The 13,370-nt window shown below is 69.4% G+C and carries 9 protein-coding genes; 4 read left to right on the top strand and 5 right to left on the bottom strand.

Annotation, left to right across the window (positions count from 1 at the left end; genetic code table 11):
• Positions 1–120: 120 nt before the first annotated feature.
• The gene (locus tag ABT304_RS20530; RefSeq protein WP_350717970.1) at positions 121–3,534 is read right to left on the bottom strand and encodes a bifunctional proline dehydrogenase/L-glutamate gamma-semialdehyde dehydrogenase; all 3,414 of its coding nucleotides are present in this window, start codon (positions 3,532–3,534) and stop codon (positions 121–123) included.
• An 82-nt stretch (positions 3,535–3,616) separates the two neighbouring features.
• Here ABT304_RS20530 and ABT304_RS20525 point away from each other — a divergent pair, with 82 nt between their 5' ends.
• Positions 3,617–4,534 (top strand): LysR family transcriptional regulator, encoded by a 918-nt coding sequence (locus tag ABT304_RS20525; protein ID WP_350717968.1) that lies wholly within the window; start codon positions 3,617–3,619, stop codon positions 4,532–4,534.
• A 6-nt stretch (positions 4,535–4,540) separates the two neighbouring features.
• On the opposite strand, the gene ABT304_RS20520 is transcribed toward ABT304_RS20525, so the two are convergent.
• Positions 4,541–5,209 (bottom strand): TetR/AcrR family transcriptional regulator, encoded by a 669-nt coding sequence (locus tag ABT304_RS20520; protein WP_350717966.1) that lies wholly within the window; start codon positions 5,207–5,209, stop codon positions 4,541–4,543.
• A gap of 111 nt (positions 5,210–5,320) precedes the next feature.
• Complete coding sequence (locus ABT304_RS20515) at positions 5,321–6,835, bottom strand: flavin-containing monooxygenase (RefSeq protein ID WP_350717964.1); 1,515 nt, start codon at positions 6,833–6,835, stop codon at positions 5,321–5,323.
• Between the two features lie 275 nt (positions 6,836–7,110).
• Between ABT304_RS20515 and ABT304_RS20510 the strand changes: the two genes are divergently transcribed.
• Positions 7,111–7,911: a hypothetical protein gene (locus tag ABT304_RS20510; protein ID WP_350717962.1), complete on the top strand. Its 801-nt coding sequence runs from the start codon at positions 7,111–7,113 to the stop codon at positions 7,909–7,911.
• An 84-nt stretch (positions 7,912–7,995) separates the two neighbouring features.
• Here ABT304_RS20510 and ABT304_RS20505 read toward each other — a convergent pair whose 3' ends face one another.
• Positions 7,996–9,174, bottom strand: coding sequence for a CaiB/BaiF CoA transferase family protein (locus ABT304_RS20505; protein ID WP_350717960.1), 1,179 nt, complete (start codon positions 9,172–9,174; stop codon positions 7,996–7,998).
• 159 nt (positions 9,175–9,333) lie between these two features.
• On the opposite strand from ABT304_RS20505, the gene ABT304_RS20500 reads away from it, so the two are divergent.
• Together ABT304_RS20500 and ABT304_RS20495 are read left to right on the top strand one after the other, a co-directional pair.
• A complete protein-coding gene (locus ABT304_RS20500; RefSeq protein ID WP_350717958.1) occupies positions 9,334–10,752 on the top strand; it encodes a serine/threonine protein kinase in 1,419 nt (472 codons plus the stop codon).
• A 166-nt stretch (positions 10,753–10,918) separates the two neighbouring features.
• Entirely contained in the window at positions 10,919–12,367 is a 1,449-nt protein-coding gene (locus ABT304_RS20495) for a glyceraldehyde-3-phosphate dehydrogenase (protein WP_160025883.1), read from the top strand.
• 9 nt (positions 12,368–12,376) lie between these two features.
• Here the strand turns inward: ABT304_RS20495 and ABT304_RS20490 are convergent, their stop codons facing one another.
• Positions 12,377–13,153: a hypothetical protein gene (locus tag ABT304_RS20490; protein WP_350717957.1), complete on the bottom strand. Its 777-nt coding sequence runs from the start codon at positions 13,151–13,153 to the stop codon at positions 12,377–12,379.
• Positions 13,154–13,370 lie beyond the last annotated feature (217 nt).

The following is a 13,370-nucleotide window of genomic DNA, read 5'->3' as shown; positions in this document are numbered from 1 at the left end:
TTCGTCAACGACGACCCGCTCCAGGCCTACGGCACCGCCGAGGGCATCATCAACGTGATCGGCCGGGACCCGCGAATGCCGGACGTACGTGTCATGACGAGCCGACTCGACGCTGACTTGTCAGAAGAGGTTGTCCACCAGCGGCGTCGGCGAGCCGAAGCGGTGGGCGGTGACCGAGACGGCCTGCTCGTGCAGGAACGTGAGCAGCTCGATCCGGCCGGCCTCGACGACGGGCTGGGCGTAGAGGGCGATGTCGACGCGGCCCTGGCTCGCCTCCGCGAAGGCCTCGCGCGACCCACCCAGGAGGCGTACGCGGTTGGGCGCATACGGGCCGGAGAGGATCGACGCCCATGCGGCGGCGTCCTCGACGACGTACGTCGCACCGGTAGCCCGCACCAGCGAGGCGGTCTCGTCGTCCAGCGCCTCGGCGACGGAGACCGTCACCGGAGCCCCAGCGGCGACACCGGCGGCAAGGACGCGCAGCAGGTGAACAACCGGTCCACCCTCGTACCGGACCGTGACCGGGACCGGCGAGTAGCGCAGCACGTTGACCTCGGCGGTCAGTCGCGAGACGTCCCGGGCGGCGCCGAACTCGCGCTCCCAGGCGAGAGCGTCCGACCCGGCCGCACGCTTGAGCATGTCGATCTCGTCCAGCTGCAGCCGGGCGGCCCAGTCGACGAGCGACCGTACGGCAGGAGCCGGCGTCGCGAGCTCGGTGGCGGGAGCCGGCACCCAGTCGCTGAGGCCGACCAGGTAGTTGGGCCCGCCGGCCTTCGTCCCGGCGCCCACTGCGGACTTCTTCCAGCCCCCGAACGGCTGACGGCGCACGATCGCGCCGGTGATGCCGCGATTGACGTAGACGTTGCCCGCCTCCACCGACGAGAGCCACTGCGAGATCTCGGCGCGGTCGAGGCTGTGGATGCCGGCGGTGAGGCCGTAGTCCACCTCGTTCTGGATCTCGAGAGCCTCGTCGAGCGAGGAGGCGGAGATCAGGCCGAGGACGGGACCGAAGTACTCGGTCAGGTGGAACTCGGAGCCACGCTTGACGCCGGTCTTCACACCCGGCGACCAGAGCCGGCCGGTGTCGTCGAGCTGGCGCGGCTTCACCAGCCACGTCTCACCCGGGGCGAGCGTCGTCAGTGCCTTGAGCAGCTTGCCGGAGGCCGGCTCGATGACCGGGCCGACCTGCACCGTCGGGTCCGTCGGGTAACCCACGCGAAGCGAGGTCACCGCGTCGATCAGCTGGTCGCGGAAGCGACGCGAGGTCGCGACCGAGCCGACCAGGATGCCCAGCGACGCGGCCGAGCACTTCTGACCCGCGTGGCCGAAGGCGGAGTAGACGAGGTCCTTGACGGCCAGGTCGAGGTCCGCGTCCGGCGTGACCACCAGAGAGTTCTTGCCGGAGGTCTCGGCCAGCAGCGGCAGGTCCGGGCGGAACGAGCGGAAGAGCTCGGCCGTGTCGAACGCACCGGTCAGCACCAGCCGGTCGACCAGCGGCGAGGCGATCAGCGCGCGACCGACCTCGTTCTCCGGCACATGGACCAGCCGGAGCACCTCCTTCGGCACCCCCGCGGCCCACAGCGTCTCGACCAGCACCGAGCCGCAGCGCTGCGCCTGCGGAGCCGGCTTGATCACCACGGCCGACCCGGCCGCGAGCGCGGCGGCGACGCCGCCGGTCGGGATGGCGAGCGGGAAGTTCCACGGCGGGGTGACGAGCGTCAACCGCACCGGCACCTGGCGCGCGCCGTCGACGCTGTCGAGCTCCTCGGCGAGGCTCGCGTAGTAGTTGAGGAAGTCGATCGCCTCGGAGACCTCGGGGTCACCCTGGTCGAGCGTCTTGCCGCACTCGGAGGCACCGACCTCGAGCCACTCGGCACGGCGCCGCTCGACCTCGACCGCGGCAGCCCGCAGCACGGCGGCCCGCTCGGCACCGGTCTTGCGTCCCCAGTCGCCCTGAGCGCCGACGGCACCCTCGAGCACCGACTCCACGGCCTCCACCGAGGTCAGCGTGTGGTCGGCGACCAGCTGGTCGCCCAGCGTCGAGGAGCCCACCCGGGCGATGATCGCCTTGCCCCACTCCCGGTTCCCCGGCAGGTGCGGGTCGGTGTCGGGGGTGTTCTCGAAGACGGTCTGGACGTCATCGGCGACCGGCGAACGGCGGTCCTGGGTCCGGTTGGGCGGCGGCACGGAGTCGTCGACAGCCGCGAGGGAGCGTACGAACCGCTCCTTCTCACGCTTGTAGAGCGCCTCGGAGGAGTTGAGGTCGAAGACGGCCGACATGAAGTTCTCGGTGCTGGCACCCTCCTCGAGGCGACGCACGAGGTAGGCGATGGCGACGTCGAAGTCCTTCGGGTGCACGACGGGCACGTAGAGCAGCAGGCCACCCACGGTCTCGCGGACCGCCTCGGCCTGGCCCTCGGCCATGCCCAGCAGCATCTCGAACTCGACGGAGTCACGAACCCCGCGCTGACCGGCCAGGATCCAGGCGTACGCCACGTCGAACAGGTTGTGACCGGCGACGCCGACGCGCACGTTGGCCATCCGCTCGGGCGTCAGCGCCCAGGAGAGCACCCGCTTGTAGTTGGTGTCGGAGTCCTGCTTGGTCGACCAGGTCGCGACCGGCCAGCCGTGCAGCGACGCCTCGACGTGCTCCATCGGCAGGTTGGCGCCCTTCACCAGTCGCACCTTGATCGCCGCGCCCCCACGCGCGCGCCGAGCAGCCGACCACTCCTGGAGCCGCATCATCGCGGCCATGGCGTCGGGCAGGTACGCCTGCAGGACGATGCCCGCCTCCAGGTCGGCCAGCTCGGGCCGGTCGAGGAGCCGCGTGAAGACATCGATGGTCATGTCGAGGTCGCGGTATTCCTCCATGTCCAGGTTGATGAACTTCTTCGTCCCGGCGGCGGAGGACGTCGCCGCGTAGGTGTAGAGCGGGAGGAGCCGCTCGACGACGTGCTCGACCGCCTCGTCGTACGCCCAGACCGCGTGCGGCGCGACCGGCGAGGAGACCTTCACCGAGACGTAGTCGACGTCGTCGCGTGCGAGCAGCTTGCGGATCCCGGCCAGACGACGGTCGGCCTCCTTCTGCCCCAGGACGGCCTCGCCGAGGAGGTTGATGTTGAGGTTCACGCCGCGCTCGCGAATCCGCTCGATCTGCGTGCCGAGCCGAGCGTCGGAGGCGTCGATCAGCAGGTGACCCACCATCTGCCGCAGCGCACGGCGCGCCACCGGGATGACGAACCACGGCGCGACCAGCGACATCAGCGCGCCCAGCTTCACGCCGAGCTTCAGGTGCCAGGGCAGGAACGAAGGTACGTTGCCGGCCAGCTCGCGCAGGCTGGCCGCGGCCACGCGGACGTCCTCGGGCCGGATCACGCGATCGACGAAGCCGACGGTGAAGTCGAGTCCGGCGGGATCCTTGAGTACGTCCGCGAGGCGCTGTGCAGCCGGGGCGGCGGGCTTGGTCGAAGCCTTCGCCAGCCAGCCGCGAACGAGGTGGTCGACCTCGGAGATGAGCGCGTCATTGGTGGTCATAGAGCCGAGTATGCGACCAGAGTCACGTAAGATAAAGCGATGTTTCCTGGGGGTTATTCGTAAGCCAACCTGAAGGGTAGAGATGCTCGACGTCCGCCGACTCCGCCTGCTCGCCGAGCTCGCCGCCCGCGGCACCCTGGCCGAGGTCGCCGAGGCCCTCCACCAGAGCCCGTCGTCGGTCTCCCAGCAGCTCGGTCTGCTCGAGCGAGAGGTCGGCGTTCCGTTGCTCACCAAGGCGGGCCGACGGGTCCAGCTCACCGCGGCCGCCGAGGTGCTCGTCGAGCACACGACCGAGATCCTGGCGCGACTCGAGGCGGCCGAGGCCGCGGTCACCTCGCTCGGCGACGAGACCGCCGGCACGGTCCGGGTCGCCGTCTTCCAGTCCGTGGCTCTCGCCTACATGCCGCAGGCACTCGCCGACCTGACCCGGCGGCATCCACGGCTGCGGGTCATGCTGTCCCAGCGCGCGCCCGAGCAGGCGCTCCACGACCTCGCCCTGCGCGAGCTCGACCTGGTCGTCGCCGAGCACTACCCCGACCACGGCGCTCCCCACTTCGACGGCCTGGACCGGCAACCGCTCACCACCGACCGGCTCCGGCTCGCTCTCCCGCCACGCGGCTCCGGTGCGATCTGGGACAACATCACCTCCCTCGCCGACGCCGGATGCGTCCCGTGGGCGATGGAACCGCCGGGCACCGCGTCCCGCCACTGGATCGAGGAGCAGTGCCGCCGGGCAGGCTTCGAGCCCGAGGTCCGCTACGAGACCGACGACGTCGAGGCGCACGTCGCACTGGTCGAGTCCGGCAACGCCGCCGCGCTGCTCTCCGACCTGATGCGCGTACGCCACCGGACGGCCGTGCGGCTCATCGAGCTGCCGGGGGCACCGCGGCGTACGGTCTTCACGGCCACCCGCACCGCCATCGCCGACTCACCGGGGATCATCGCCTGCCGCGCCGCGCTGGGTCGCGTCGTGCCGGCGGACCTGACCCTGCCCGGCTGAGCTCGATCAGCCGAGAAGCTCCTCGAGCGGCTGGTCGTGGTCGATCGAGAGCCCGTACGCCGTCGTGCGGGTGTCGATCATGGCCAGCACGGCCTCCGTGACGACCGAGGTCAGATGCTCGGCGTCGGGGATGCCCTCGCCGAGGTGGACCCAGCGGCGTACGGCACCGAAGACCATCCCGATCAGGCCGTAGATCAGCGGGTCGACGGCCTTCTTGTCGATCTCGGAGACCTCCACGCCGCTCAGCTCGAACGCGGCCAGGATCAGCTCCTTGATCCGCTCCGCGATCCGGTCGAGGCCCTGCTGGAGCGGACCGGTGCCGTTCGGCGCGGTGTCGACATCGGCCACCTGGTGCAGGAGCGGGTGCTCGAGTGCCCAGTTGACGTACGCCCCCACGGTGCGGGAGATGATCTGCCGGATCGATCCGGTCAGCTCCATCGCCGGAAACAGCTTGGCCCACAGACCGTCGAGGATGTCGGCCTGGATGGCGAGGTCGAGCTCACGCCGGTCGGCGAAATGGCGGTAGACCACCGAGCGGGAGAGCCCCGCGGCCTGGCCGATCGCCTGCAGGCTGACGTTGACGCCGTCGGTCTCGATCAGACCGATCGCGGCATCGACGATGCGCTTTCGTCGGTCATCGTTGTGACGCTTCCAGCGAACTGCCCTGCCATCCATGGTAGGACCATCGTAGTCCCACGTACTTCACGCCGTGACCGGAACGCTTGTCACAGTAATCACAGGCCGGCGCCACCGCGCCGGCCTGCGGGAGGTCTCAGGCGGACCGGATCAGCTGAACTTGAGGGTGCCGTCGGCGACCGGAGACCCGAGCGCCTTCATGTCCACGAGGTAGTTCTGCTTCGCGGTCCACGGCGCCCGGTCGCCGGCCTTCGGCATGAGGTCCAGCGATCGCTGGATGTAACCGGAGGCCAGGTCCATGAACGGCCGCTCCTCGACGCTCGGGTCGCGGGTGACCGCGGCGACGTCGTAGCCGTTCTCCCCCATGAAGTCGAGCAGCCGGATCACGTAGTCGGTGACCAGGTCGGCCTTGAGCGTCCAGGAGGCGTTGGTGTAGCCGATGGTGTAGGCGAAGTTCGGGATCCCGGTGATCATCAGGCCCTTGTACGCCATCTGCTCGGGCAGGCTGACCGGCTCACCGTCGACGGTGTAGTCGAGGCCGCCGAAGAGCCTGAGGTTGAGGCCGGTGGCGGAGATGACGATGTCGGCCTCGAGCGTCTCGCCCGACTCGAGCTCGATGCCCTTCGGCACGAACGTCTTGATCCGGTCGGTGACGACCGCGGCGTACCCCTCGCGGATCGACTTCATCATGTCGCCGTCGGGGACGAAGCAGATGCGCTGGTCCCACGGGTTGTAGGGCGGGTTGAAGTGCTTGTCGACGTACGCGATCGCCTCGTCCTTGGTCATGCCGGGACGGCCGCCGCGGGCGGTGAGCCCGTTGATCCACTGGTCGCGGATCACCTTCTTGACCACGCCGGGCGCGCGGCGGGCGATCTGGTAGGTGCCGACGGTGAGGGCGATGTTCTCCCAGCGAACGGCCTCGTGGCCGATCTTCTCGCGCACGCGCTTGAAGGGGAGCCTGCCGAGCAGCTGGAACGGCGCCGTCTTCAGCAGCGAGGCGATCGCGTCCTGACCCGGGCGGGAGAGGATGTACGTCGGGGTGCGCTGCAGCATCGTCACCTTCTCGGCGCGGTCGCTGCCCTCGCCCGCCAAGTTGGGCAGGAGGGTGACGGCGGTCGCGCCGGAGCCGATGATGACGACCTTCTTGCCCGCGTAGTCGAGGTCCTCGGGCCAGTGCTGCGGGTGGACGAAGGTGCCCTCGTAGTCGTCGAGACCGGCGAACTCCGGCTGGTAGCCGTTGGCGTAGTCGTAGTAGCCCGAGCAGTTCCACAGGAAGCCGGCAGTGATCTCGGCCGGGCCGTCGGCCGTCTCGACGGAGACCGTCCACTGCTTGTCCTCGGTGCTCCACGCGGCACCGGTGACCTTGTGGCCGTAGCGGATCAGCTTGTCGACGCCGTAGTCCTTCGCCGTCTGGCGGAGGTAGTCACGGATCTGGTGACCATCGGCGAGCGCCTGTGCGCTCTGCCACGGCCGCCACTTGAAGGCGAAGGTGAACATGTCGGAGTCGGAGCGGATGCCCGGGTAGCGGAAGAGGTCCCAGGTGCCGCCACTGGCATCGCGCTGCTCGAGGATCGCGATCGTCTTCCCGGGAAGGCGCTCACGGAGCTGTGCGGCCGCTCCGATGCCGGAGACGCCGGCACCGATGATCAGTACGTCGACATGCATGTGGGTCAGGTTACCCGGGAGTACGTGTTTGCGACACCCTGTACCGCGAACTTTTGCAAGCAAATCAGAGGATCACCGATTGAGGAACGGCTCGGTAACACCGACGTGCCCCCCTTACTCGCGCGCACGCGGGGTCACTACGCTGCCGTCTGCAGCTGTGGGGGCGGCATAGCATCCACAGCGATTTCGGGGTCACTCACCCATCGCTTTCGGTGGCTGAGGCTGCATGCGGACCGCATAGTGCGGTCGAATGATCTTCGAAAGGTTTTCGAGTGTTGAGTTTCGTACGCGCCGGCGCGATCGTCGCCGGCGTCACCCTTGCCGGGCTCTCAGCCGCCCCGGCGTTCGCGACTGACCCGGCCGGCAACAACGGCACGGTCAAGGTCATCCAGCACGGCAACATCGACGACGTGCCGGAGAACCAGCCCCACGTGGGCTGCACCCTCGACATCGAGTGGTACGGCTTCGACGAGGGCGAGGAGATCGAGTCCACGATCGGCTTCGAGCTGCACTCGCCCACGGACGGCGGCGAGCTGACCGTTGACGGTCCGGACACGGTCTTCGTAGGCGGGGACTCCGCCAGCGGCGCGGGCACCGAGGACGGCCTCGACGCGCGCCAGACCTACACCCTGTCGGCCACCGGCCTCGCCCACCCGAAGCAGGGCTTCCACGCGAAGGTCACCATCCACACCCCGGGCAGCATCGGCAACGACACCAAGACCAAGGTCTTCTGGTTCAAGAACTGCGCAGTCGAGGAGCCCACCCCGACGCCGACGCCCACCCCGTCCGAGGAGCCCACCCCGTCGGAGGAGCCGTCCGAGGAGCCGTCCGAGACGCCGACCGAGGCCACCCCGGTCTCCGACGAGACCGAGCCCGCCGAGGAGGAGTCCTCCGAGGCGCCGGTGACCGACTCCGAGGTCCCGACCAACATCGACGCCGGTCTCGCCGGTGAGAGCGACTCGGCCGTTCCCGCGATGTGGCCGCTGCTGGCCATGCTCGCCGGCGCTGCCGCTGCCGGCACCGCGCTCGTCGTGGTCCTGCGTCGCCGCGCTGCCGCTCTGGTCAACAAGGACTGAGCAAGCCCGCGTCACGTAGAACGGCGCGGCGTATGACCTTCGGGTCGTACGCCGCGCCGTTTCTCGTTGGCGACCGGGTTGGCCTCAGTCCTGGAACGCGGCGCCCTTCTCGATCAGCGCGTCGGCGTCGTCGATGCCCCAGGCGGCGAGGGCCTCGCGGGTGTGCTGGCCGGCACTGGCCGCCGGTCCCGCACCCAAGGTGGTGGTGGTCCGGCTGAACCGCGGAGCCGGGGCTGGCTGGGTGACGCCGTGGTGGGTGACGTACGTCTGGCGGGCCCGCAGGTGCGGATGCTCAGCGGCCTCTGAGGGGGTGAGGACGGGGGCGACGCAGGCGTCGGTGCCCTCGAAGATCTCGGCCCACTCGGCCATCGTCTTGGACCCGAAGGTCTTGGCGAAGAGGTCGCGCATCTCGTCGTAGCGCTCCATCTCGTACTGCCCCGGGCAGATCCCGTCGAGCCCGAGCCGGGTGACCATCTCGGCGAAGAACTTCCCTTCCAGCGCACCGACCGCGACCTGTCGGCCGTCGGAGGTGTCGTAGAGCGCGTAGAACGGCATCGCGCCGTCGAGCAGGTTGCTCTGCCGCTGCTCGTGCCAGGTGCCGCTGGCGAGCATCCCCGAGATCATCGTGGCGAGGTGGGCGGTGCCGTCCACGATCGCGGCGTCGACGACCTGCCCCTGGCCGGTGGTCTTGGCCTCGACGAGCGCGGCCAGGATGCCCATCACCAGGTAGGTCGATCCGCCTCCGAAGTCGCCGAGCAGGTTGAGCGGGAAGTGCGGACGGGCCCGGTCCTGGCCCAGCCCGTTGAGCACGCCGGTGGTGGCGATGTAGGTGAGGTCGTGACCGGCGGACTGGGCCAGCGGGCCGTCCTGGCCCCAGCCGGTCATCCGGCCGTAGACGAGGCGCGGGTTGCGCTCCAGACAGGTGTCGGGCCCCAGGCCGAGGCGGTCGGTGACGCCCGGGCGCAGTCCCTCGATGAGCACGTCGGCGGTCTCCACCAGGCGCAGGACGGTCTCGACGGCGTCCGGGTTCTTGAGGTCCAGCGCGATGCTCGGCCGGCCACGGGTGAGCAGGTCGCCGGCGCCGCCGCCGAGGACGTTGCCTCCCGGCCGGTCGACCCGGATCACGTCCGCACCCATGTCCGCGAGGATCGTGCAGGCGTGCGGCCCCGGCCCGATCCCCGCCAGCTCGACGACCTTGACCCCGCGGAGGGGACCGGTGCCCTGGCCCAATGTCACTGTGGATTGCTCCGTCGACTCAGTCATGAACTCGATCCTCCCAGAGTCCGGAACGCTCCGCCCGGCGTGACCTGATCACGGAGCCGAGTCCGATACGCTCCGAGACACACTCGCCGGTGCACAGGAGCAGAGAAGTTGTCTCGGGAAATCCCCACATCCCCCCAGTCCGCCCCCCAGGCCAGCTCTGTGAGCCCGCTGACGGCGAACGATCCCCGCGAGATGGGTCCGTACGTGCTCATCGGCCGCCTCGGCCACGGCGGCATGGGCGTCGTCTACCTGGGCGAGGACGCATACGGGATGAAGGCGGCGGTCAAGGCGATCCTTCCCGAGCTCACCTCCGACCCGGGGTTCCGCGCGCGGTTCGAGCGGGAGATCCAGGCAGCCAAGAGGGTCGAGAGCCGCTTCACCGCGAGGGTTCTCGACGCCGACCCCGAGGCCGAGCAGCCCTGGATGGCGAGCGAGTACGTCGCCGACCCGCCGCTCAACAAGCTGATCAACTCCGGCCAGCGGCTGACCGAGATCGACGTACGCCAGCTGGTCGCCGGCGTCGCCGAGGCCCTCGCCGCCGTCCACGCTGCCGGGCTGGTCCACCGCGACATCAAACCGGGCAACATCCTCTACGGCGCCACCGACCCGTGCGTGATCGACATGGGCATCGCCCGCTCCGTCGACGGCACCGCGCTGACCCAGACCGGCAAGGCGGTCGGCACCTACGGCTACCAGGCGCCCGAGCAGGTCCAGACCGGCACCTTCTCCAGCGCCGTCGACATCTGGGCACTGGGCCTGGTCGCCTTCGTCGCCGCCACCGGCCGCTGGCCGTTCAGTGGCGAGATCGGCTCGATGGGGCATCTCCTCAAGGGCGAGTCGCCCAACCTGAGTCTCTGCCCGGTCTACCTGCGCCCGCTGGTCGCCGCCTGCCTGGCCGAGGACCCGGCCGGACGCCCGTCCGCCGCGGAGATCCTCGCCACCAACGGCGACTGGACCCTACTGCCGGCCCCGGTCACCTCGGAGGAGGAGACCAGCATCGGCGCGCTGCCGCCGGCACTCACCACGGGCGGGATCGCTCGGCCCCCGCACCCAGGCACGGCGTCCTCCAACACCGCCGACCTGCCGACGATGGCGCCCACGTTCGCCGATCCCGCCCAGCCTTCCGGCCGGCGCTGGAAGGTCGCGGTCCTGGCCGCGGCGGCCGTGGTCCTGGTCTCGGCCGGCGTGGCCGTCGCCGCCAACCCCGGTCTCCTGCCCGGTCAGGACGACACCCCGAAGGTCGGCGAGGTGACCCCGTCCGTCGAGCCGACCACCGGCGAGAGCAGCACCGCGCCGACCACGCCGGTCGGCGGCTCGGTCGACACCGGGACGGATCCCGGTCTGAACGAGGAACCCGACGACGAGGGCGCGGAGGGCGACGGCGAGATCGCCCCCAGCAGCGGTACGGAGACCGGCGACGCGACGCCTTCCGAGACCCCGGACGCGAGCGCGACGGCACCCAGCGAACCCGCCACCGACCCGGTCACCGAGACGCCGACAGCCGAGCCGACCGAGACCGCGACGGTCGAGCCGACCGAGGATCCCGCCGAGGATCCGACCGCGACCGCGACTCCCTGAGGGCTCGGCCAGCTCGTTCTGAGGGCGGTTCGTAGGGGCCGAAGAGACCCCGGTCACACCGCGTCCAAGGTTGGATCGATCAAGGTGGCCGGGGGTCTCGTCACGCCGATAATCGAGCCTGGCGGGGTGTGCCGTCCCTTCTTCCCGAGCAACCGAAAGTTGAGCTGTGAGCGACACCGACGAGACCTTCAACGACTGGCAGCACCGCGAGGAGCTCGCGGAGACGATGATCCCGATCATCGGCAAGCTCTACCGCGAGAAGGATGTCACCATCCTGGTCCACAGCCGGTCGCTGGTGAGCAAGTCCGACATCTCGATCCTCAAGGCGCACCGCTTCGCGCGCCAGATCGAGGGCGAGGAGCTCTCGGTCACCGAGACGTTCCCGCTGCTCCAGGCGGTCGCCAAGCTCGACCTCGGTCCCTCGAAGATCGACCTGGGCCTGCTCGCGGTCCAGTACGCCGAGGACGAGCGTGGCCTCTCCGTCGACGACTTCGTCGCCGAGAAGCTGTCCGGCGCCACCGGCGAGAACAAGCTGGAGCGCAACGGCGGCCAGGACGTCGTGCTCTACGGCTTCGGCCGGATCGGCCGGCTCGTCGCCCGGCTCCTCGTGGAGAAGGCCGGCTCGCGCCACGGGCTGCGGCTGAAGGCCGTCGTCGTCCGCAAGGGCGGCGAGGACGACCTCATCAAGCGCGCCTCGCTGCTGCGCCGCGACTCGATCCACGGCCAGTTCGCCGGCACCATCACGGTGGACGAGAAGAACGGCGTGATCATCGCCAACGGCAACCCGATCCAGTTCATCTACTCCAACGACCCGACGACGGTCGACTACACGGCGTACGGCATCAAGGACGCCATTCTCATCGACAACACCGGCAAGTGGCGTGACCGTGAGGGCCTCTCGCAGCACCTGCGTCCGGGCATCAAGAAGGTCCTGCTGACCGCGCCGGGCAAGGGCGACGTCCCCAACATCGTCCACGGCGTCAACCACCAGACCCTGACCGGCGACGAGAAGGTCATCTCCTGCGCGTCCTGCACGACCAACGCGATCGTGCCGCCGCTGAAGCTGATGGAGGACCGCTTCGGCATCGTCCGCGGTCACGTCGAGACGGTGCACTCGTTCACCAACGACCAGAACCTGCTGGACAACTACCACAAGGCAGACCGCCGAGGCCGCTCCGCACCGCTCAACCTGGTGCTCACCGAGACCGGTGCCGCCTCCGCCGTCGCGAAGGCGCTCCCGGACCTGAAGGCGAAGATCACCGGCAACTCGATCCGCATCCCCACCCCGGATGTCTCGATCGCCATCCTGTCGCTCTCGCTCAAGAGCGAGACCTCGAAGGAAGAGGTCGTCGACTACCTGCGCGAGGCCTCGCTCACCGGCGAACTGCGTCGCCAGGTGGACTTCACCACTGCCCGCGACGCGGTCTCCTCCGACTTCATCGGCTCGCGCGCCGCCTCGATCGTCGACGGCAACGCGACCATCGTCGACGGCGACTCCGCCATCCTCTATGTCTGGTACGACAACGAGTTCGGCTATTCCTGCCAGGTCGTCCGCACCGTGCAGTCGATCTCCGGTGTCGAGTACCCGACCTTCCCGGCCCCGGCTGCTGTCTGAGCCTGACGTCTACGCTGCCCCGTCTCGTCCGGTCTCCGGATGAGGCGGGGCAGCCTGGTCCCAAGCTCGAAGGATCGCATCGGCGTCGGTCAGGCCCACCTGCGCCACCTCGCGCAGCGCCGGCGCGGACCGCAGCCACATCTCGTACTCGAGCTGCTCCTTCTGCTTCTCCGCATCCGCTCTGAGCCAGTCGACCTCGCGCAACGGGCCGTTCGTCGGCGCGCCCCAGACCGTCACCGTCGGTCCGTGTTCCAGCGGCAGCCAGGTCTCCTTGATCGGCTCGAACCAGTCGCCGGGTGGTTCGACGTGAAACGTACGCGGCGGCGTGCTGCGGTTCGCAGCAGGCGGCGCGCCTCGGTCGTAGGTGTGGCCAGTGACCTCCGCACCGAACACCACCCAGCTGGCGATCGTCGCGACCAGCGGGAAGCGGCGGCCGTCCAGGCACCCCCACCGATCGAGCATCAATCCGAGGAGAGGCGGCACGTACCAGTTTCGCCTGACGATCTCGGCCTGCTCGTCCCAGGTCTGGGAGACGTTCAGCTTGCGCCCACGGCCGAGCCTGACGACGACCGGCCGGACGGCCTCCAACGTCTGGTCCGTGCAGCGCGGTCGGGCCAGGAACTCGGCCAGACTGTGTTCGTCGTAGACGATCGCGCTGCCCATCTTCTGCCCCGGGCCGGCGAGGCCTGCGGTCAGGACCCGGTTCGCCTCGACCTTCCCGATCATGTGCAGCTCGCAGATGCGGCGTATCCCCTCGCGCGTCGTGACTCGCGTAGTGGCTCCCATACCCAGGGACGCTAGGAAGCGATGCCACGCCTGTGCGACCGAAATCAAGATCCTGTGGATAACCCTGTGGAAACCGCCCGGCCGGGTTCCAGCCAGAACACTGGATCCGTTCCTTTTACTAGACGATGACGCTTTGTGAAGGCTTCACAAGGTGTCATCGTCTAGCAAAAGGAACAGGATCGACGTTGGGCGCTCAGGAACGGACCGGGCGAGAAGG

This window comes from Nocardioides sp. NPDC000445, assembly GCF_040300245.1.
Lineage (GTDB): Bacteria > Actinomycetota > Actinomycetes > Propionibacteriales > Nocardioidaceae > Nocardioides.
The sequence above is the reverse complement of the archived record's forward strand: the minus strand, read 5'-3'. Positions and strand labels throughout refer to the sequence as shown.